Genomic DNA, 18746 nt, shown 5'->3' on the forward strand with positions numbered 1-18746 from the left:
GTCGGGCCAGCTCGCCCACGATGACCTCGGCCACCAGTGCCTTGCGTCCTTGTGCGGACCCGGTGAACTTCACGACGTACGTCCCCAGGTCGTCGGCCTCGACGACGCCGGGCACGGAGCCGCCGCTCCGCAGCGGCGTCACGTACCGGACGGCCTTCACGGTGCGCAGTCCGCCCGAAGGACTCTCCATGCGTGTCTGCCCCTGCCCCGTCGCCGCTCCGGTCGCCTGTGCGGCGCCTCGCCAAAAACTGCAATGCACTGCAAATATACAACGCGCTACAGTTTTTGTGAGCTGCTACGAGAGGGGACGACGGCGATGACGACGCAGGGACACGACGCCGCGGTGCGGCGGGCCAACGCGGCCCTGGAGACCTACACGCTCTCCGGCGACGGCTGGCGCGACAGCCCCGGCGAGACCTTGCAGCACGTCCTCGCCGACTTGCTGCACTGGTGCGCCGACACCCAGCGTGACTTCGACGCCGCCCTGGAGCGGGCGCGTGCCCGGTACGCCGGAGAACGCACGCCGCGGGGGTAGGCGGGGTGGCCGTGGGCGGCACGCCTCGGCCGGCAGGTCCTCTCCTCGCGCGAGGAGGGGACCTGCCTCGTTTCGCCGCGAGGCGGCGTGGTCACGGGATGTCGATCAGCACCTTCCCGACCACGCCCCGTTCGAGCGCGGCGTGGGCGTCGGCGGTGCGCTCCAACGGGAAGCGGTGCAGCGCCAATCCCGCCTTCTCGCCCACGCGCAGGGCGCCCGCGTCCACGGCTGCCGCGACGTCGGTGACCGCCTGCCGCTTCGCCGCGGGCGGCACGGTGTAGACGAAGACGCCCTGCCAGCGCAGGTTCGCCGGCAGGGAGGAGAGCACCGGGACGGTGAGGTGTTCGTCCTCGCCGCCCGAGTAGTAGGCCACCACGGCGCCCGGTGCGGCGATCGCGACGTCGAGGGCGGCGTTGGTGCCCGGCGCGACCTCCACGACGATGTCGACGCCCTCGGGGGCGAGGGTGCGGATCTCCGTGGCCGCGTCCCCCGTCCGGTGGTCGACCACCTGGTGGGCGCCGGCCGCGCTCGCCAGCGCGGCCTTGGCGGGACTGCTGACCGTGCTGATCACCTGTGCCCCGGCCCAGCGGGCCAGTTGGACGGCCGCGTTGCCGACCGCACCGGCGCCGCCGGCCACCAGCACCGTCGCGCCGCGCAGCGTGCCGGGCGCGAGGTGCCCGGGGCCGCCGTCGTGAACGGTCAGTGCCCGGTGGGCGGTCAGCGCCGGGATGCCCAGCGCCGCGCCGAGGTCGAACGGCGCGTGGTCGGGGAGGGCGACGGCGTGCCGCTCGGGGACGAGTGTGTACTGCTGTGCCGTCCCCCAGGGGCGTTGCCAGGCGGCCTCCCAGATCCACACCCGCTCGCCGACCCGCGTCGGCTCGACCCCCGGACCCACGGCGTCGATCACGCCGGCACCGTCCTGGTGGGGCACCTGCTCCGTGGTGCCGGGCGGTAGCGGGCGCCGACGGCTGCGCCAGTCGGTGGGGTTGACGCCCGAGACGTGTACGCGCACGCGCACCTCGCCCGGGCCGGGCTCGGGCACCGGACGTTCGACCAGTTGCAGGACCTCGGGGCCGCCGGCCGCCGTCCGGATGACGGACTTCATTTCGCACCCATCCTTCGCTCGACTTGGGGAACCGCCGGCGGGCGCCTGGCGCCACCGTGCGGACATCCGCTGAACTCCCCGGCGGCGCGGAGTATTTCCGGCCGGGGCATTCCCGTCACCGGACCGAGGGCAAGCCTTTGCCGTAGCTCGGTGTCCCTTTGACGCAGGGTTCACTACTTTTCCCTACAGAGCCACCACTCAACGGGGTGGCATCACTGAGTGCACGTGCGCAACTCATCACCGGCAGACTGGGCACCCTGATGGGGCGTCACCGTCGTTGCGGCATCAATGTCATGTACGTGCCATTCCTTGCGGGGTCTGCCTGTTCGCTTGCGGGTGCGCAGGCATGCGGACGCGTGGGCGGACGTGCACGACACGCAACGCGGTCCCCTCCTCGGCGCGCTGACTGCCGGCCCTTTCCCCCACGGAGGTCGTTCCCTTGCGTTCCCTACGAAAGGGCAGATCGGATCGTGCCAGTGGACTGGCACACCGCGCCGTTCCCGCCCTGCTGTCGGCAGCAACCCTCGTCATCGGCGGCGTGATCGCCGCCAGCCCGTCCGCCGCCGCACCGGCGACGCACACCACCCGGGCCTCGCACTCCGCGCCGGCCGGGCCCGGTGCGGAGGTCCACATCCGCCGGCTGTGCGCGCACCCGTCGCACCCCGGTTACATGGCCTGCAACGCGGTGGCCCGCACGGACGTCAAACAGCAACTCTCCCTGCGGCCGCACGCCGCCCCCTCCGGCTACGGTCCCAGTGACCTGCAGAGCGCGTACAACCTTCCCCAGTCGGGCGGTTCGGGGCAGACCGTGGCGATCGTCGACGCCAACGACGACCCCAACGCCGAACAGGACCTGGCGACCTACCGTTCCCAATACGGCCTGCCCGAATGCAGCACGGCCAACGGGTGCTTCCAGAAGGTCGACCAGGACGGCGGCACCAACTACCCTGCCGCCGACGCAGGTTGGGCCGGTGAGATATCGCTCGACGTCGACATGGTCAGCGCGGCCTGCCCCTCCTGCCACATCCTGCTGGTCGAGGCGAACAGCGCCAGCATGGACGACCTGGGGACGGCTGTGAACCGCGCGGTCGCGATGGGCGCCAAGTTCGTCTCCAACAGCTACGGCGGTTCCGAGGACTCCACCGACCCCACCTCCGACGAGCAGTACTTCAACCACCCCGGCGTCGCCATCACGGTCAGTTCCGGTGACAGCGGCTACGGCGTCGAGTACCCGGCGGCCTCGCAGTACGTCACCGCGGTCGGCGGCACGTCACTCCAGCGGGACAGCAGCACGCGCGGCTGGTCCGAAACCGTCTGGGGATCCTCCGCGGGCGGTGAGGGCGCCGGTTCCGGCTGCTCGCAGTACGACGCCAAGCCGTCCTGGCAGCAGGACAGCGGCTGCGCGAAGCGCGCGGTGGCGGACGTCGCCTCGGTCGCCGACCCGGCCACCGGCCTGGCGGTCTACGACAGCTACCAGGCCACCGGCTGGAACGTGTACGGCGGCACCAGCGCCGCCGCCCCGTTCATCGCCGGCGTCTACGCCCTCGCCGGCACTCCCGGCGCGTCCGACACCCCGGCCTCGTACCCGTACAGTCACGCCTCGGCGCTGAACGACGTCACCAGCGGCGCCAACGGCTCCTGCTCGCCGGCGTACCTCTGCACGGCGGGCGACGGCTACGACGGTCCGACCGGCCTCGGCACCCCGAACGGCACCGCGGCCTTCACGTCGTGACGGGCGCAGGCCGCCGGTCGCGGTGACGCGGGCGATGACCGGTAGGCCCGGCACGGCGAAGTAGGCCGTCACCCGGCCGTCCGGCACGACCGCCCTCCGCAACCGATCGCCACAGTCCGGCAGCCTCCGGGGTGCCGGACTTGTGGCACGGATACCGGGGTGGCGACGCGGTGGCCCCGCCGGCTGCGTAGGCTCGTGGGACGGGTGGGAGACGGACGGGGGAGAAGCACGTGAACTACCACCGCAACAACTGGCGCCAGGTCGCCGACGTCGCCGCGCCGTTCATTCCGGGCGGGCGCGCACTGATGGACGCCGTGAACGTGGTGCAGGGATTCAGCGACGACGTCGGACGCGACCGGCTCCAGTACGTGCAGGACGGTCGCCCGGTGGTCGAACTGCCCTGGCAGCCACCCGGCCCGCCGCCGGACCCGCAGCGGGCCGAGGCGGTCGGTCGACAGGCATGGGGCGTGCTGTTCGCCGATGCGCAGCAGTACGGCGCCCGGCCGTTGCTCGACCAGGTCGGCACCCTGCTGGCGCCGCTGCCGCCCACCGAACTCGACCTGGTGGTAAGGCGCTTCGGGACCCAGGGCCTGGACCGGTGGGATGCCCTGACCCACATCGAGGACGAGCACGGCCAACCCGCCTACGACTGGCGTCGGCAGCAGGAGCTCTTCAGCTGGCTGCTGCGCACGGTCAGCCCGTACGGCGCCATGCTGGTCGGCACCGGGATGCCGTGCAGTCAGCCCGACTACGACGCCGAGTGCGGCTGCGGCGACCACGGATGGGTGCTGCCCGAGGGGCCGTTCGCGCAGGTCGACGGGGCGTACGTCACCGAGAACTGGCAGTGGGTCTCGGCCTCCACCGAGGCGATGTCCTGGCAGGACATGGACCAGGGGAGGTTCGGCACCTGCTGGCTGTTGACCAGTATGCAGGCCGTGCTCCAGGCCAATTCCCAGTACGCCCCGCGCCACCTCCGGTTGGAGGCCAACGGCACCGTCACGGTCACCCTCTACGACGAGGGCACCCCGATCGGGATCACGCTGGTGCCCGACCTGCCGTACGGGCACGGTGGTCTCTGGGGCGCCAAGGGCCACACCGCGGACGCGCGGTACGCGGAGACCTGGCCGGGCTACTTCGAGAAGGCCGCCGCGCAGTTCTTCGGCAACTACCACGACGTCGCCCACGGCGGTGGGGTCTGCGACGCGCTCGCCCTGCTCACCGGGCGGGCGGCACAGCCACTCGACCTCACCTCACCATGGCTCGCCCAGGAGATCGCCGACCGCAAGGCGCGCGGCCAGGCACTCGTGGCCACCACCCCCGGCACGAGTGACCGCGACACCATCGCGGACGGCCGACTGGCCGCCAACCACGCCTACTTCATCAAGGACGTGGACCCGGCCGGCGGTCGGATCTGCCTGGGCAATCCGTGGGGCGACGGGGCCACTCGGCAGATGTGGGAGTGCTGGCTGACGCGGCAGGAGGTCGGCCCCAACCTGGTGCGGATCGATGCCGTCGACACGTGGTGACGGGGGAGGGGAGCGCCGTCCGTTTTTGTCCGAACTTCCCTACTCTACTGTCCCCTTGGTCCGCGTATGAGCCGGGGCCCCCGTCGAGCATGCAAGATCATCAGGTGCAGAATGCCCCGTATGCCGAATGCGACCACGCCGCAGCAGAGCACGATCGACGATGCGCCGCTGATCAGCCGCACCTTCGCCCGTGCCTTCGACGACGACCCGATGATGCGCTGGTTCTTCCCCGACGCCGCCTCGCGCGAGACGGCGCTCGGGCGTTACTTCACCACCCTCTTCACCCGGCAGTACGTCCACCACGGGGTGTGCGAACGCACCGCGTCGGCGGCCGCGTTCTGGGTGCCGCCGGAGGCGCAGGCCAAGGCCGTTCCCGACGCGGAGACCATCAAGGAACTCCAGGACATCCTCGGCGACCGGGCCGAGGCGTTCCGGGACGCCGTGCAGACGGCCGCCCGGCACACTCCCGAGGAACCCCACTGGTCGCTGGCGGTCATCGGCGCGGACCCGGCCGCCCAGGGCCAGGGGCACGGGTCGGCGCTGCTGCGTTCGGGGCTGGCCCAGGCCGATGCGGCAGGGCTGCCCGTCTACCTGGAGTCCTCCAAGGCGTCCAACGTCCCCGTCTACGAGCACTTCGGCTTCACCGTGCGCGCGGAGCTGGCCCTGCCGGGGGACGGGCCCGTGCTCTGGGGCATGTGGCGCCCGGCGCGCCGCCCGGCCGACGCGTAGCCGGGCTCGCCACGGCCGCACGTGAGCCCGTGCGGCCGTGCCCGGCGGGCCGGGCCAGGCACGGACACCTCGTCCTGTGCCTGGGCAGCCCGCGCGGCGACCGCCTAGCGGCCTGAAACGGTACGCTGGCCGGCCGACGCGGACGTTCCACCGGTGGGTGACGGGGTGGTCGTGGGCACGCGGAGCCTGCCCGTCGCGGCGAGGACGGCGACCAGCGCGCCCATGGCGAGCCAACCGGGCCAACCCGTGAGACCCATGTGCAGCGGGTCCAGCGCGGCGTCGGGCGCGGCGAACTGCTTGACCATGCCGACGCTCGCCGTGCTGACGAAGGCGTGTGCGAGGACGGCCGGCAGGACCGAGTCGGAGCGCAGCCGCAGCCACGTGAAGACCGGCAGGACGAGCGTGCATGACAGCAGCATCGCGGGCACCGAGACGTACCACGGACGGCCCGGGTACTGGCCGCCCATCAGCAGCGTGGGCAGGTGCCAGAGTGCGAACGCACACCCGGTGAGGAGGTATGCCGTCACCAGGCGCGCGCCGCCGCCCCGTGCCAGTCTCGGGAACAGGTAGCCCTGCCACCCCAGCTCCTCGCCGAAGAAGAGCGGCAGGGACACCGCGACCTGCACCGCCATCCCGCCCAACCACCCCAGGAACGGCCCCCATCGGAGCTCGGCGAGCGGATAGGTGCCGGTGGCGCTGCCGAGGGCGAGCGCGGCGACGGTGAGGCCGGCCGGTACGGCGAGCCCCAGCAGACAGTCCCGCACGCCGCGCCGCCACGGCCGGGGCCAGCGCAGGGCGAGAGCGTCACGCACCCGACCGCCCGGCTCCACCAGGCGGACCACGAGGAACGCGGCGAGCGCCGGCGCGCACATCGCCGCCGAGATGCACGCCTCCGCCAGGGCACCGGTCTCCTCCCGCACGTCACCCCGCCGAAAGCCGCTGATCAGCAGGGGCGACATCGCCACCCACATGCCCAGGCAGGCGATCGCCAGGTACACCACCGGTCCGCGGTGCCGCCGCACCGGTTCCCATACCGTTGAGTGATACGTCATGACGGCGACGCTACGGAGGCCCGCCGCGAGGCGGAATCCGGCTGGCCCCCGGACGGTTCGGGCGGCCTCCTCCCCCGGACGTGGTGGAGTGCGCTCCACCATGAGTCCGGCAGGCGGGTGAACTCCCTTGTGATTCAGAGGAGTTGCAAAAGTGCCTCGGTGAAGTGCTCGGTGCTGGCGGTGCCGCCCAGGTCCGGTGTGCGGACGTCCGTCGTGGCCAGGAGGGTCGCGATGGCGTGGGTGACGTCGCCGGCGGCCGCACGGTGGCCGAGGTGGTCGAGCATCAGGGCCGCCGACCAGATGGCGCCCAGCGGGTTGGCGACGCCCCGGCCGGCGATGTCGGGCGCGGAGCCGTGCACCGGCTCGAACATCGAGGGGAAGGCGCGCTCGGGGTTGAGGTTGGCGGCCGGGGCGATGCCGATCGACCCCGCCACGGCGGCGGCCAGGTCGCTGAGGACGTCACCGAAGAGGTTGGAGGCGACGATCACGTCGTAGCGCGCCGGTTCGAGGACGAGCTTGGCGGCCAGAGCGTCGACGTGTTCCTGCTCCCAGGCAACGTCCGGATGCCTGGCCCCGCGTGCGGCGACCAGCTCGTCCCAGAACGGCATGGTGTGCACGATGCCGTTGGACTTGGTCGCAGAGGTCAGTCGGCCACCCCGGTCGGCCGCCAGTCCGAAGGCGTAGTCCACCACCCGGGTCACCCCAGTCCGGGTGAACACCGCTTCCTGGACGGCGAGTTCCCCGGGGAGGCCGCGGTTGAGGCGTCCGCCGATCTCGCTGTACTCGCCCTCGGTGTTCTCGCGGACCACCACGAGGTCCACCTCGCCGGGGAGCGCACCCCGCACCGGGCTGTCGACGCCCCGGAACACCCGGATCGGCCGCAGGTTGACGTACTGCTGGAAGCCGCGGCGGATCGGGATCAGCAGGCCCCACAGCGACACGTGGTCCGGTACGTCCGGGTGGCCGACCGCGCCGAGCAGGATCGCGTCCTTGTCGCGCAGCTGGTCGAGACCGTCGTCGGGCATCATCGCGCCCTCGCGCAGGTAGCTCGCGCACGACCAGTCGTCGTACGCGGTGTAGGCGAGACGGAAGCCGTGCCGACGGCTGACGGTGTCGAGCACGCGCCGCGCCGCGGGCAGCACCTCGGTGCCGATGCCGTCGCCGGGGACGAGGGCGATGTGGTGGGTGGTCATGCGCCCGATTGCACCAAGTGGTGCGGGGACGCGTCCAAGACGCGATCGCGATCTGCCTCATCGGCCGCGCCTATCAGCCGCTCGGCGCGGACGTCTCCAGGGCAGCCGTCACGAAGGCCCGCGCCGCCGGGGACAACCCGGTGCGGCGGCTGATCAGGCCGATGCGCAGCGTGGTGCGGGGTTCGATGTCCAGCACCCGGGCACCGGCCCGCTCGGCCAGGCCGCGCCAGGACTCGGCCACCACGGCCACTCCCACACCGGCCAGGACCAGGGGGAGCACGGACACCCGGTGCTCGGTCTCGGCGGCGACGGTGATGTCGATGCCCTGCTCGCGCAGCCCGTCCACGTACGCCCGCATCCCGGTGCCCCGCTGCCCGACGATCAGGCGTTGACCGCCCAACTCCTCGCACCGCACGGAGCGTTGACCGGCGAAGGGGGCGTCCCCGTCGGATCCGTCGCGGGCCACCAGCACGAAGCGTTGCTCGCCGAGGGGGTGCGCCGCCACGTCCCCCTCCGGCAGCGGGCCGGGAGTGGCCAGCAACCCCAACTCGGCCGCGCCGGTGCGGACCGCGTCCACCACGTCCTGCGCGGTGAAGGCCGCCTGGATGGCCACCGACACGCCCGGGTACCGCCCGGTGAAGGTCCGCACCAGCGTCGTCAACGGTTCCAGTGCCTGGGACGGCATCGACGCCACGTCCAGTCGCCCCTCGCGCAGTTCCTGGACGGCCGCGACGCTCGCCCGGGCGGTCTCCAGGCTGCGCACCGCCGCGCGTGCCGACTCGATCAGGGCCCGTCCCGCCTCGGTGAGCACCGCCCGCCGGCCGATCCGGTGGAACAGGTCACCGCCCAGGTCGCGCTCCAGCCCCTGGATCGCCTGGGACAGCGACGGCTGGGACACGTACAGCGCGGACGCCGCCCGGGTGAAGCCGCCGTGGTCCACGATGGCGAGGAAGTACTCCAACTGTCGGATGTCCATGCAGCGCATTGTCACGCGTGACGCCGGACCGCGCGGTGACCGGGCCGGTGGAACCCGACGCGCTGCGGCGGCAGCGTGTGCCGGGCGGGCGCATGAGGCCCGCTCGGCCGGGATGTGCCGCCGGTGCCGCCGGGTCGTGTGCAGGTCTGCGTCCGTAGGGCTGGGTGGTTGGGGTCGACCTCGGGGGCGAGGAGGGCTTGTCGCCCGGTGTGGGTGACGAACGGTGCGTCGGCGGCGGGATGATGACCCGGTCTTGTGGGCCTGTCAGCGTGTCGTGCGCGGGGTTTCGCCGGGGAGCGACAGGCCGCCGAGGTGGGTCGCCAGCACGTCGGCGCATGCCTGTGGGCCGAGGACGTCGGGATGCAGGACGGCGGTGAGGCCGAGTCCGTCGAGGAGCGCCGAGAGCCGTTCGGTTTCGAGGGCGAGATCGAGGTCGGGGTGGAGGGTGCCCGTGGCGGCGAGCCGGGTGAGGACGCCGCGCACCAGGCGTCGGGTGCCGGTGGCGGCCTTGCGCGACAGGGCGCCGAACGTCGGGTTGGTGCGGGCCGCGGCGTTGAAGTCGAGGAAGACGGCGACCTCGGCGCGGCGCTCCTCGTCCAGGGGGAGCAGTTCGGCCAGGAGGCCGGCGGTGAGCCGGAGTTGTTCCGTGCGGGGATGGCGGCCGAGGTCACCGATCCGGTCGAGGTGGGCGAGCAGACGGCTGCTGACGCGGTCGATCATCGACTCCATCGCGAACTGCATCAGGTCGTGCTGACTGGCGAAGTAGTGCCGGAGGGAGCCGATGTTGAGCTCTGCCTCGGCGGCGACGGCGCGCAGTGAGGTGCGTTGCAGACCGTCGCGGACGACGACGCGGAACAGTGCGTCGACCACGAGGCGACGACGGGCCTCCGGATCCACGTGCTTGGGCATGGAGCCTTTCTATCACGCCTGTGATACAACGGAAGAGCTGGGAAATATCACAGGTGTGACAGAAAGGTTGGAGGCTTGCTCGTGGAGACGTACCTGAATCTCATGCTCGTCAGGTTCGGCGTGATCGTGGGCGGTCTGGTGGTGCTGGCGCTGCTGGTCTTCGCCGTCGCACTGGCCCTCAAGCGCCGGGGCAGGCTCGACGACGCCCGCCGGTATGCCGCCCCGGCGGTGCGGGCCGGGCTGCGCGCGGCCGCCAGGCGGATCGAGGGCGGTGGGCGCCGCGGTGCACCCGGGGCGCGACGGGGGGACGGCCGGCGATGACCGCTCTTGCCGGGCAGGCGTCCGACCTGCTTGAGCACCTCCTGCTGGACCGCATCATCAAGATCGCCATCGTGCTCGCGGCGCTCGGCGTGCTGGCCGTCGGGGTGAGGCTGCTCTGGCGGAGGGTCGGGCAACCGAAGGGCGAGCGGGAGTGAGGCGTGACGGCCGTCGACGGGACCGGGCCGGGTGCGTCGGGGGCGGCTGCGATGGTAGGGGCCGGCGATCGCCGGGCGTCAGCGGGTGCGGTGCGCGGGGCGGGCTGGTGGAGTGCTGCTGCGGCGCTCCACCAACCGGTGTCAGTCGTGTGCCGGTGCTGGAGGGTCAGCTCAACTGCCGGTCCACGGCGAGGCGTCGGGCCCGCGGGCGGCGCTCGACGGGGCGCCCGTCAGGCTGTCGAACCGGCATCGCCCGGGAGCGTCGTGGTCGGCCGGGTGCGCAGGATGCCGGCCGTGGCCGCCGCCACGAGGCAGCACGCCACGGGCAGGAGGAGGGTGAGGTTGAGCGGGGCGAAACGGGTCAGGGGACCGATGGCGGCGGGGCCGGCCAGCATGCCGAGATAGCCGAGGCCGGCGACCCGGGAGACGTTGGTGCCGGCGTTGTCGGGGTCGGCGTGGCCGGCGGCGCTGAAGAGTTGCGGCACGCACCCGGACAGTCCCGCGCCGAACACCGCCCAACCGGCCAGTGCCAGGAGGATCCAGGGGGAGAGCGCGGCCGCGGTCAGACCGGCGGCGGCCGTGGCGGCGCCGTAGCGGAGGACGGCCGCCGGGCCGAGCCGCCCGGCCGCCCGGTCCGCCAGCAGTCGGCCGACGGTCATGGCCGTGGCGAACGCCCCGTAGGCGAGGGCGGCGGTGGCGGCGGGCGCGTCGAGGACGGTGCGCAGGTGCAGCGCGCTCCAGTCGTTGGCCACCCCCTCGCACAGCATGATCATCAGGGCCAGGACGGCGAGGAGCCAGATGCGGCGGGGCGTGGTGCGCCGGGCCGGTGCCGCGCCGTCGGCCGCGGGGGAGGCGGGGGCCGGGGAGTCGGCGGTCGGCAGCAGCGCCGGCGCGGCCAGTGCGGCGACGGCCAGGCCCAGGAGCGCCACCGCCCCGAGGGATGCCGCCGGGTGCCATCCCCAGGCGAGCGTGCGCGCCCCCACCAGGGAGGCCAGTACGCCGCCGAGGGAGAAGGTGGCGTGGAAGGTCGACATCACGGGGCGCCGGTAGTCGCGTTCGACCTGGACGGCGTGGGCGTTCATGCTGACGTCCAGGCATCCGTTGCCGAACCCGAGCAGCAGCAGCGCCGACCCCAACGACCAGGCGTGCGTGGCCAGTCCGGGCAGGAACAGGGTGACGCTGCACAGCGCCGCACTGAGCGGCACGACGGTGCGGGCCCCGAACCGGTCGGTGAGCGGCCCGACGATCTGCATGCCGACGAAGGCGCCCGCCCCGAGGAGCAGGAGGAGCCAGCCGAGCACGGCGTGGCTGATCCCCGCCCGGTGCTCGACGCTCGGGATGTGGACGATCCACATCCCCATCAGGAATCCGTTGAGGGCGAAGTAGGCGAAGGTGGCCGCCCGCCCGGCTCGCAGTCGGGCCGCCGGCGGTGTGCCCGCTCGCGCCGCGGAACGCGTCGATGTCGTCATGCCGCGAACATATCGAACAAGAGTCATGTGCGGAACTTGGCAGTTCGAACAACCGTGATGTTCAATCTGGGCATGACTGGTACGGAACGACTGCGACGGATCACCGAGGCGGTGCGCGCGGCGGGGCGCCTCGGCGTGGCCGAACTGGCCGCGCTGACCGGCGCCTCGGAGATGACCATCCGCCGCGACCTGGAGGCGCTGGCCGCCCAGGGTGTCGTCGAGCGCTACCGAGGGGGAGCCAGGAGCCTGCTGCTGCGGGGCGAGGAACCGCCGTTCGCGCTGCGTGCCCAGGAGGGGCTGGAGGTCAAGCGACGGATCGCCGCCGAGGTCGCCGGACTGATCGCGGACGGCGAGTCGGTCGTCCTCGACAGCGGGACCACCTGTCTGGAAGTGGCCCGCGCGCTGGCCCACCGCCGGCTGACCGTCATGCCGCTGTCCCTGCACGCCGTCAACGCCCTGACCGACGCCCCGCAGCTCACCCTGCTGGTGCCGGGCGGTCGACCGCGGCCCGGTGAACTCGCGTTGACCGGCCCGTTGACCGAGGCGTCACTGACCGCCCTGCGCTTCGACACCGCGGTCATCGGCTGCTGCGGGCTCACCGCGGAGCACGGGCTGACCGCTTACGACCTGGACGACGCCGCCATCAAGCGCACCGCGATCGGCTGCGCCCGGCGCGTCATCGCGGTAGCCGAGGCCGACAAGCTCTCCCGCACCGCCCTCGCCCACGTCGCCCCCGCCACCGCCCTCCACGCCGTCGTCACCGACGCCGCCCCGGACGAGCGAACGGACCGGCTGGCCGCAGAGGGGGTGACCGTCCGCACGGTGTGACCGCCACCGACCGGCGTCCGGCGCGCCGGGCGGGTCGCCGGGGTGCGGTGCGGGCGCCGGGCCGCGAGGGCGGTTCCGCCGGCCCGTCCTCGCGGCCCGCCCGCTAGTCGTCGCCGTCCGTGCTCCGGTCGCCCGGTGCTGCCGTCCCACGGCCGTCGGTCGATTGTGTGGCCTCCGGCCCGGGGGCGGTCGCCCCGGTGGTGTCCGGTCGGGTGGACCGCTCGGTGAGGAGGTCGGTGATCAGGGCGAGCGGCGGCCAGTTCAGGCGGCCGTGGCGGGCGACGGCGTAGGCGCGCAACACCACGTCGGGGGCGGTCAGTGGCAGGAGGCGGACCTCGGGGAAGGTGGGGATGCCGGCCGGCAGCAGCCCCACGCCGAGTCCCGCCGTGATCATGCCTTGCACCAGGTCGAGGTTGTCGGCCCGGTGCGTGATGCGCGGGGTGAAGCCGGCCATGGAGGCGAGCGTGCGGATGACGGTCTCGTCGGCGGTGTTGCGGGAGTTGACGATCCAGTCGTGTGCGGCGAAGCGGGCGAACACCTCGACCGTGGTGCCGTCGCGGTGGGCGTCGTGGGCGGCGACGCCCAGGCCCCATGGCGCGGTCCACAGCGGGCTGGCGCGCACCGCGGGGTCGAAGGTGGCGGGCGCCAGGTTGTAGTCGTAGGTGAGGGCCAGGTCCGTGTCGTCCGTGGTCAGCAGCGACAGGGCCTCGTCGGGTTCGTGCTCCCGGATGAGCAGGTGGACCCGAGGATGGCTGGTGGCCAGCTCGCTGACCAGGGGCAGCAGGTGGGCCCGGATGGCGGTGGCGAACCCGGCGGTGCGCAGGGTGCCGTTCGGTTCGGCGCCGGGTGCGAGGTCGAGGTGGGCGGCCTCCACGGCGCCCAGGATGGTCACGGCGTGCTCGGCCAGGCGTCGGCCGGCGGGGGTGAGGCGGACCCGGCGACCGTCCGGTTCGATCAGGGCGGCGCCGGTCTCGCGGGCGAGCACGGCGATCTGCTGCGAGACGGTGGAGGTCGTGGTGCCGGTCGCCTCGGCGACCGCGCGCATCGACCCCAGTCGGGAGAGCTCCACCAGCAGCTGGAGCCGACGGGTTTCCATCCTCCCATTGTTCGGGATTGGCGAACGGAATGTCCACGATCGGCACGTGGACACGAACGATGCCCAGGGCATCTACTGTCCCCATGAGTGCGTTCGAGCCACAGCGTCCCCAGGGCGGTTCCCCGTCCCGACTCCGCACCGCCGCCGGTGGCCGACTGCGCCGCGGCGGTGCCGAGACCGGCTTCCTCATGGCGGTCGCCTCCATGACCTCCGTCCAGCTGGGGCTGGCACTGGCCGTCCCGCTCTTCGGGCAGCTCGGCGCGATCGGCACGGCGGGGCTGCGGCTGGCGTGGGGTGGCCTGCTCATGCTGGTCCTCATACGCCCGCGCCTGCGCGCCTTCACCCGGCAGGACCTGCTCGCCTGCACCGTGCTGGGAGCGGCGACCGCCGGCATGATGCTGTTCTTCATGCTCTCCGTCGCGCACCTGCCGCTCGGCACCGCCAGCGCACTGGAGTTCCTCGGCCCGCTGGCCGTCTCCCTGTACGGACCGGGCGGTGGCCGGAAAGTGTGGACGGCGCTGGCCGCGCTGGGCGTGGTGCTGCTGACCGAACCCTGGCACGGCGGCCTGGACGTCGTCGGACTGGTCTGTGCGCTGGCCGCCGCGGGCTGCTGGGCCGCCTACATCCTGCTGACCCAACGCGTCGGGGACCGGGTCACCGGGCTCAGCGGCCTCGCGGTCTCCATGCCCGTCGCCGGCCTGCTCGGCACGCTGATCGCCGCTCCCGGCCTGTGGGGGCACGTGACCTGGCGGGCGGTCGGGATCATGCTGGTGCTGGCGGCGGTGAGTCCCGTCCTGCCCTTCGCCCTCGAATTCCTCGCCCTGCGCCGCCTGACCACCGCCGCCTTCGGCACGCTGATGAGCCTGGAGCCCGCCATCGCGCTCCTGATCGGGCTGCTGGTGCTCGGCCAGACGCCGGACCTGGCGCCCGCGGCCGGCGTGGTGCTCGTCGTGATCGCGGGGGTCGGTGCCACCCGGACCGGTGCCCGCACGCCGGACCCGGCCACCGGGAGCGCCGGACCCGAGCCGCGGCCGGGCGTCGTGGAAGCGGTCTGAGGGGACCGCATCGGCCGTGGCCGGCCGGGGAACCGGCGGGCCACGGCCGTTTCCGTTTCCGGCTCAGCCCGACGGTTCGGTGGTGTCGGGGTGCGTCGCTGGTTCCGTCGTGGTCGGGGCGCCCCGGACCGCCCGGCGGAGGAAGCCGAGGAACTGCTCGCGCTCCGCGGGGGAGAAGTCGGCCAGGACCTGTTCGTTCACCCGGAGGACCGCCGGGGCGAGGTCGGCGGCCACGGCCCGCCCCTCGTCGGTGAGGCGGATCATCTTGCGGCGGCGGTCGGTCGGGTCCTTGGCGAGTTCGACCAGGCCCCGCCGCCGCAGGCGGTCCAGCAGGGGAGCGGCGGTGGACTTGTCGAGGCGGGCGCGGGTGCCGAGGGTGCCCTGGTCCATGTGCCCGTGGGTGTGCAGCAGGCTGAGGACGGTGAACTGCGGGCCGGTGAGTTCCCGGTCCACCTGCTCGTGCCAGAGCCGGGTGTGCAGTTGGTTCAGCTGGCGCGCCAAGGGGCCGACTCCGCCGATCGCGGCGGCGACGTCCCGCGCGTCCCCGTGCTGTTGTGCCATTGCTCCCCTTATCCCTCCGGCGCCGGCCACCCGGCTTGATTAGGACGTACACGTACTTTATCGTGGAAGCAGATAGGACGTGTGCGTCATAAATGGGTGCGGGGGCGGAAGAAGGAGAGGAGACGGTGCCGTGCGCCTCGTCGTCGCGATGACCGGTGCCACCGGTGCGCCCCTGGCCGTGCGCCTGCTGGAGGCGTTGCGGGAACTGGAGGTGGAGACGCACCTCGTCGTCAGCCGCTGGGCCCGCGCGACCCTCGCCCGGGAGACCGGCCGCTCGGTGCGCGCCGTGGAAGCCCTGGCGACGGTGGCCCACAACCCCGCGGACCAGGGCGCCGCGCTCGCCAGCGGCTCGTTCCGGGTCGACGGCATGGTGGTCGTGCCGTGCAGCATGAAGACCCTCGCGGCGATCCGGACCGGCTACGGGGAAGGACTGATCGCCCGGGCCGCCGACGTGACCCTCAAGGAGCGGCGCCGCCTGGTGCTGGTGGCCAGGGAAACCCCGCTGTCGGCCGTCCACCTGGACAACATGCTGGAACTGACGCGCCTGGGCGCCGTCGTGCTGCCCCCCGTCCTGACCTTCTACAACCGCCCCGCCGGCATCGACGACCTGGTCGAGCACCTGGTCGTCCGCATCCTCGACCAGTTCGGGCTGGACCTCCCCACGGCCCGGCGCTGGCACGGCATGCGGGAGGAACCGGCCGAGCGGCCGTCCCCGCCGGTCGGCCGGGACCGCGGCCCCGCGGACCGACCGGCCTGACACCGGGGCGCCCCGCGCCGCACCTCCCGCTTCCCTCCCCGCCCTACGAAAGGTTCGCCATGACCCAACGCGGCAGCGCGCTCAACTTCCGGGACTTCGTCGACGAACTGCTGGCCGTCGGCGACGCCGTGGACGTCCACCGCCCCGTCGACCCCGTCCTGGAGGCCGCCGCCGTCACCCGGCGCGTCTACGAAACCAGGAGCCCCGCCCCGCTGTTCGAGAACCTGACCGGCACCGAGCCCGGCTACCGGCTGCTCGGCGCGCCCGCCGGCCTGAGCAGCGGCCCGGCCGGCACCTACGGCCGCCTCGCCGCACACTTCGGACTCCCGCGCGAGACCACCCCGCGCGAGCTGCTGGACCGGCTCATCACCGCCATGCACGCCGAACCCGTCGCCCCGCGCGTCGTGGACTCCGGCCCCTGCAAGGAGCACGTGCTGCGGGGCGACGAGGTGGACCTGGAACGGTTCCCGGTCCCGCTGCTCCACCAACAGGACGGCGGGCGCTACTTCGGCACCTACGGCTTCCACGTCGTGCGCACCCCGGACGGGCGGTGGACGAGCTGGTCCATCAGCCGCAGCATGCTCCACGGCCGCACCACCCTGGTCGGCCCCGCCATGGCCCAGCAGCACCTCGGCATGATCCACCGCAGTTGGCAGGAGCGGGGCGAGCCCACCCCCTGGGCCATGGTGCTCGGCGCGCCGCCCGCGGCGCTGGCCGCCGCCGGGATGCCGCTGCCCGCCGAGGTCGACGAGGACGGCTACGTCGGCGCGCTCACCGGCAGCCCCGTCGAAGTGGTCCGCACCGAGACCAACGGCCTGTACGTCCCGGCCAATGCCGAGATCGTGCTGGAGGGGTACATCAGCCCCGACGAGACCGCACCCGAGGGGCCGATGGGCGAGTACCACGGCTACACCTTCGCCGAGTCGAAACCGCAACCGGTCTTCCACGTCGAAGCCGTCACGCACCGCTCCGACCCGATCCTGCCGATCTGCGTCGCGGGCCTGCCGCCGGAGGAGAACCACACCATCTGGGGCACGATGATCTCCGCCAGCGCCCTGGACCAACTGCGCGCCGACGGCCTGCCGGTCGACCTCGCCTGGTGCTCCTACGAGGCCGCGACGTGCTGGATCGTGGTCTCCGTCGACATCCGACGACTGGCCGAAACCGGCATGGACGAGCGCCAGTTGGCGGACGCGGTGGCCGACAGCCTCTTCGGCTCGCACGCCGGCTGGCTGGTGCCCAAGGTCCTCCTCGTCGCCGACGACATCGACATCACCGACATCGACCAGGTGGTGTGGGCCCTGGCCACCCGCTACCACCCCGGCACCGGCGAGTACGCCTACCCCGACGCGCCCGGCATCCCCTTGGTGCCCTACCTCACCGCGGCGGAGGTGCGGTCCGGCCGCGGCGGCAAGTCGGTGGTCAGCTGCCTGCTGCCCGAGCACTTCGCCGGGCGCACCCGCGGCGTCACCACCGACTTCCGGCACGCCTATCCCCGCGCGCTCCAGCAGAAGGTGCTCGACACCTGGACCGACTACGGGTTCGCCGCGCCGGGCGGGCCGGTGCGCTGAGGGCCCGCGGCCGGTCGGGCCCGTGGCGGCCCCGCCGGCCCTCCGCTCAGGGGAAGCGGAGCACGGGCTTGATGACCTCGCCCGCGGCCGCGGCCCGGGCGGCCTCCTCGATCTCGTGGAACGGGAACTCGGTGATGATCCCGTCGAGCGGCAGCAGGCCCGCCCGGTACCGGGCGACGAGGTCGGGGAGGAACGCGGCCGGCGCGGCGTCGCCCTCGATGACGCCGCGGATCCGGATGCCCTTCGTCATCACCGTCATGATGTCGAACTCGGCGCGGCCGCCGACCCCGACCAGGGCCAGCGTGCCGCGGTGGGCGAGCGCCGCGAGGGCCTGGGAGATCACGTCGGACCGCCCGGTGGTGTCGATGGCGAAGTGCGCGCCGCCGTCGGCGTGGTCGCGGACCGCGGCCCCGACGTCGGTCTCGGCGGTGGGGTCGACGGCCGCCACGGCACCGAACTCGACGGCCTTGGCGCGCCGGGCCGCCAGCGGATCGACGGCGATGACCCGGCAGCCCTCCGCGACCGCGGTCATCACGGAGGTGAGCCCGACGCTGCCCGTGCCGAAGACCGCGACCGACGAACCCCGCGGCGGACGCAGCACGTTGAGGACCGTGCCGACCCCGGTCTGCACCCCGCAGCCGAGCGGCGCCGCGACGGTCGGCGGCAGGTCGGCGGGGACCGTGACGACGTTGCTGGTGTGCGCGAGGGCGTACGTCGCGAAGGACGACTGGCCGAAGAAGCTGCCGTAGACGGTGCCGCCGTCGCCGGCCCGGGACAGCGGGCTGGTGCCGTCGGGCCGGGTGCCGGTGGCGTTCAGGGCGAAGATGCCCGTCTCGCAGTAGGCGGGGTGTCCGGCCGTGCACTGGCCGCAGCTGGTGCAACTGCGGTAGCTCAAGCACACGTTGTCGCCCGGGCCGACGTGGGTCACCGCGTCGCCGACCGCCGTCACCACACCGGCGCCCTCGTGGCCGAAGACCATCGGGCTGAGCTGCCGCGGCCACTTCTGCCGGGTGCTGAGGTCGGTGTGGCAGATGCCGGCCGCCGCGATCTCGACCAGGACCTCGTCGGGCCGGGGCGGGGCGAGAACCACGTCGTCGCGGACGGTGAAGGGGCCGCCGGGGGACTCCACGACGGCTGCCTGAATGCGCATCGGTTCCTGTCGCTCTCTGGGACGTT

At 73.1% G+C, this 18746-nt stretch carries 19 protein-coding genes and 1 pseudogene; 10 read left to right on the forward strand and 10 right to left on the reverse strand.

What is annotated here, in order from left to right; all coding sequences use genetic code 11:
• A pseudogene (locus ACJ6WD_RS07220) lies at positions 1–190 on the reverse strand (hypothetical protein); the annotation flags it as partial.
• A gap of 126 nt (positions 191–316) precedes the next feature.
• Here ACJ6WD_RS07220 and ACJ6WD_RS07225 point away from each other — a divergent pair.
• Positions 317–535 (forward strand): hypothetical protein, encoded by a 219-nt coding sequence (locus tag ACJ6WD_RS07225; protein WP_407615324.1) that lies wholly within the window; start codon positions 317–319, stop codon positions 533–535.
• Between the two features lie 91 nt (positions 536–626).
• On the opposite strand, the gene ACJ6WD_RS07230 is transcribed toward ACJ6WD_RS07225, so the two are convergent.
• A complete protein-coding gene (locus tag ACJ6WD_RS07230; RefSeq protein WP_407615325.1) occupies positions 627–1640 on the reverse strand; it encodes an NADPH:quinone reductase in 1014 nt (337 codons plus the stop codon).
• Positions 1641–2310: 670 nt separating this feature from the next.
• Between ACJ6WD_RS07230 and ACJ6WD_RS07235 the strand changes: the two genes are divergently transcribed.
• The 3 genes from ACJ6WD_RS07235 to ACJ6WD_RS07245 all read left to right on the forward strand — a co-directional run bounded on the left by ACJ6WD_RS07235 (position 2311) and on the right by ACJ6WD_RS07245 (position 5627).
• The gene (locus ACJ6WD_RS07235) at positions 2311–3372 is read left to right on the forward strand and encodes a S8 family serine peptidase (protein ID WP_376442952.1); all 1062 of its coding nucleotides are present in this window, start codon (positions 2311–2313) and stop codon (positions 3370–3372) included.
• 230 nt (positions 3373–3602) lie between these two features.
• Positions 3603–4898 (forward strand): C2 family cysteine protease, encoded by a 1296-nt coding sequence (locus tag ACJ6WD_RS07240; RefSeq protein ID WP_407615326.1) that lies wholly within the window; start codon positions 3603–3605, stop codon positions 4896–4898.
• A 120-nt stretch (positions 4899–5018) separates the two neighbouring features.
• The gene (locus tag ACJ6WD_RS07245) at positions 5019–5627 is read left to right on the forward strand and encodes a GNAT family N-acetyltransferase (RefSeq protein ID WP_376442904.1); all 609 of its coding nucleotides are present in this window, start codon (positions 5019–5021) and stop codon (positions 5625–5627) included.
• Between the two features lie 104 nt (positions 5628–5731).
• Here ACJ6WD_RS07245 and ACJ6WD_RS07250 read toward each other — a convergent pair whose 3' ends face one another.
• The 4 genes from ACJ6WD_RS07250 to ACJ6WD_RS07265 all read right to left on the reverse strand — a co-directional run bounded on the left by ACJ6WD_RS07250 (position 5732) and on the right by ACJ6WD_RS07265 (position 9757).
• Positions 5732–6679, reverse strand: a complete 948-nt coding sequence (locus tag ACJ6WD_RS07250; RefSeq protein WP_233655811.1) for a CPBP family intramembrane glutamic endopeptidase — start codon at positions 6677–6679, stop codon at positions 5732–5734.
• 134 nt (positions 6680–6813) lie between these two features.
• The gene (locus ACJ6WD_RS07255) at positions 6814–7872 is read right to left on the reverse strand and encodes a tartrate dehydrogenase (protein WP_407615327.1); all 1059 of its coding nucleotides are present in this window, start codon (positions 7870–7872) and stop codon (positions 6814–6816) included.
• 73 nt (positions 7873–7945) lie between these two features.
• The gene (locus tag ACJ6WD_RS07260; RefSeq protein WP_407615328.1) at positions 7946–8848 is read right to left on the reverse strand and encodes a LysR family transcriptional regulator; all 903 of its coding nucleotides are present in this window, start codon (positions 8846–8848) and stop codon (positions 7946–7948) included.
• A 264-nt stretch (positions 8849–9112) separates the two neighbouring features.
• Entirely contained in the window at positions 9113–9757 is a 645-nt protein-coding gene (locus ACJ6WD_RS07265; protein WP_233655808.1) for a TetR/AcrR family transcriptional regulator, read from the reverse strand.
• Between the two features lie 81 nt (positions 9758–9838).
• Between ACJ6WD_RS07265 and ACJ6WD_RS07270 the strand changes: the two genes are divergently transcribed.
• Both ACJ6WD_RS07270 and ACJ6WD_RS07275 read left to right on the forward strand, forming a co-directional pair.
• Positions 9839–10078 carry a hypothetical protein gene (locus ACJ6WD_RS07270; RefSeq protein ID WP_233656241.1) on the forward strand — a complete coding sequence of 80 codons (240 nt, stop codon included), beginning with the start codon at positions 9839–9841 and terminating at the stop codon, positions 10076–10078.
• A complete protein-coding gene (locus tag ACJ6WD_RS07275) occupies positions 10075–10233 on the forward strand; it encodes a hypothetical protein (RefSeq protein ID WP_233655807.1) in 159 nt (52 codons plus the stop codon). Before ACJ6WD_RS07270 ends, ACJ6WD_RS07275 begins: the two co-directional genes overlap by 4 nt.
• A gap of 230 nt (positions 10234–10463) precedes the next feature.
• On the opposite strand, the gene ACJ6WD_RS07280 is transcribed toward ACJ6WD_RS07275, so the two are convergent.
• On the reverse strand, positions 10464–11702 hold the full coding sequence (locus ACJ6WD_RS07280; RefSeq protein ID WP_407615329.1) for an MFS transporter: 1239 nt from the start codon (positions 11700–11702) through the stop codon (positions 10464–10466).
• 72 nt (positions 11703–11774) lie between these two features.
• On the opposite strand from ACJ6WD_RS07280, the gene ACJ6WD_RS07285 reads away from it, so the two are divergent.
• Positions 11775–12530 carry a DeoR/GlpR family DNA-binding transcription regulator gene (locus ACJ6WD_RS07285; protein WP_233655805.1) on the forward strand — a complete coding sequence of 252 codons (756 nt, stop codon included), beginning with the start codon at positions 11775–11777 and terminating at the stop codon, positions 12528–12530.
• 103 nt (positions 12531–12633) lie between these two features.
• Here the strand turns inward: ACJ6WD_RS07285 and ACJ6WD_RS07290 are convergent, their stop codons facing one another.
• The gene (locus ACJ6WD_RS07290) at positions 12634–13626 is read right to left on the reverse strand and encodes a LysR family transcriptional regulator (RefSeq protein WP_376442921.1); all 993 of its coding nucleotides are present in this window, start codon (positions 13624–13626) and stop codon (positions 12634–12636) included.
• Between the two features lie 83 nt (positions 13627–13709).
• Between ACJ6WD_RS07290 and ACJ6WD_RS07295 the strand changes: the two genes are divergently transcribed.
• Positions 13710–14681: a DMT family transporter gene (locus ACJ6WD_RS07295; protein WP_233655803.1), complete on the forward strand. Its 972-nt coding sequence runs from the start codon at positions 13710–13712 to the stop codon at positions 14679–14681.
• A 63-nt stretch (positions 14682–14744) separates the two neighbouring features.
• Here ACJ6WD_RS07295 and ACJ6WD_RS07300 read toward each other — a convergent pair whose 3' ends face one another.
• Positions 14745–15242, reverse strand: a complete 498-nt coding sequence (locus ACJ6WD_RS07300; RefSeq protein WP_267952088.1) for a MarR family winged helix-turn-helix transcriptional regulator — start codon at positions 15240–15242, stop codon at positions 14745–14747.
• Between the two features lie 130 nt (positions 15243–15372).
• Between ACJ6WD_RS07300 and ACJ6WD_RS07305 the strand changes: the two genes are divergently transcribed.
• Positions 15373–15999 carry a UbiX family flavin prenyltransferase gene (locus ACJ6WD_RS07305; RefSeq protein WP_331246279.1) on the forward strand — a complete coding sequence of 209 codons (627 nt, stop codon included), beginning with the start codon at positions 15373–15375 and terminating at the stop codon, positions 15997–15999.
• 59 nt (positions 16000–16058) lie between these two features.
• Entirely contained in the window at positions 16059–17570 is a 1512-nt protein-coding gene (locus ACJ6WD_RS07310; protein ID WP_407615330.1) for a UbiD family decarboxylase, read from the forward strand.
• Positions 17571–17616: 46 nt separating this feature from the next.
• Here ACJ6WD_RS07310 and ACJ6WD_RS07315 read toward each other — a convergent pair whose 3' ends face one another.
• Positions 17617–18720 carry an NAD(P)-dependent alcohol dehydrogenase gene (locus ACJ6WD_RS07315; RefSeq protein WP_376442931.1) on the reverse strand — a complete coding sequence of 368 codons (1104 nt, stop codon included), beginning with the start codon at positions 18718–18720 and terminating at the stop codon, positions 17617–17619.
• Between the last annotated feature and the right edge of the window lie 26 nt (positions 18721–18746).

This window comes from Streptomyces sp. VTCC 41912, assembly GCF_045799175.1.
GTDB lineage: Bacteria > Actinomycetota > Actinomycetes > Streptomycetales > Streptomycetaceae > Streptomyces > Streptomyces albulus_C.

What these genes read in the sequence shown, in the direction of transcription:
- ACJ6WD_RS07225 (WP_407615324.1), top strand. Translation starts at nt 317, where the DNA reads ATGACGACGCAGGGACACGACGCCGCGGTGCGGCGGGCCAACGCGGCC.
- ACJ6WD_RS07230 (WP_407615325.1), bottom strand. Translation starts at nt 1,640, where the DNA reads ATGAAGTCCGTCATCCGGACGGCGGCCGGCGGCCCCGAGGTCCTGCAA.
- ACJ6WD_RS07235 (WP_376442952.1), top strand. Translation starts at nt 2,311, where the DNA reads ATGGCCTGCAACGCGGTGGCCCGCACGGACGTCAAACAGCAACTCTCC.
- ACJ6WD_RS07245 (WP_376442904.1), top strand. Translation starts at nt 5,019, where the DNA reads ATGCCGAATGCGACCACGCCGCAGCAGAGCACGATCGACGATGCGCCG.
- ACJ6WD_RS07250 (WP_233655811.1), bottom strand. Translation starts at nt 6,679, where the DNA reads ATGACGTATCACTCAACGGTATGGGAACCGGTGCGGCGGCACCGCGGA.
- ACJ6WD_RS07255 (WP_407615327.1), bottom strand. Translation starts at nt 7,872, where the DNA reads ATGACCACCCACCACATCGCCCTCGTCCCCGGCGACGGCATCGGCACC.
- ACJ6WD_RS07260 (WP_407615328.1), bottom strand. Translation starts at nt 8,848, where the DNA reads ATGGACATCCGACAGTTGGAGTACTTCCTCGCCATCGTGGACCACGGC.
- ACJ6WD_RS07265 (WP_233655808.1), bottom strand. Translation starts at nt 9,757, where the DNA reads ATGCCCAAGCACGTGGATCCGGAGGCCCGTCGTCGCCTCGTGGTCGAC.
- ACJ6WD_RS07275 (WP_233655807.1), top strand. Translation starts at nt 10,075, where the DNA reads ATGACCGCTCTTGCCGGGCAGGCGTCCGACCTGCTTGAGCACCTCCTG.
- ACJ6WD_RS07280 (WP_407615329.1), bottom strand. Translation starts at nt 11,702, where the DNA reads ATGACGACATCGACGCGTTCCGCGGCGCGAGCGGGCACACCGCCGGCG.
- ACJ6WD_RS07285 (WP_233655805.1), top strand. Translation starts at nt 11,775, where the DNA reads ATGACTGGTACGGAACGACTGCGACGGATCACCGAGGCGGTGCGCGCG.
- ACJ6WD_RS07290 (WP_376442921.1), bottom strand. Translation starts at nt 13,626, where the DNA reads ATGGAAACCCGTCGGCTCCAGCTGCTGGTGGAGCTCTCCCGACTGGGG.
- ACJ6WD_RS07295 (WP_233655803.1), top strand. Translation starts at nt 13,710, where the DNA reads ATGAGTGCGTTCGAGCCACAGCGTCCCCAGGGCGGTTCCCCGTCCCGA.
- ACJ6WD_RS07300 (WP_267952088.1), bottom strand. Translation starts at nt 15,242, where the DNA reads ATGGCACAACAGCACGGGGACGCGCGGGACGTCGCCGCCGCGATCGGC.
- ACJ6WD_RS07310 (WP_407615330.1), top strand. Translation starts at nt 16,059, where the DNA reads ATGACCCAACGCGGCAGCGCGCTCAACTTCCGGGACTTCGTCGACGAA.
- ACJ6WD_RS07315 (WP_376442931.1), bottom strand. Translation starts at nt 18,720, where the DNA reads ATGCGCATTCAGGCAGCCGTCGTGGAGTCCCCCGGCGGCCCCTTCACC.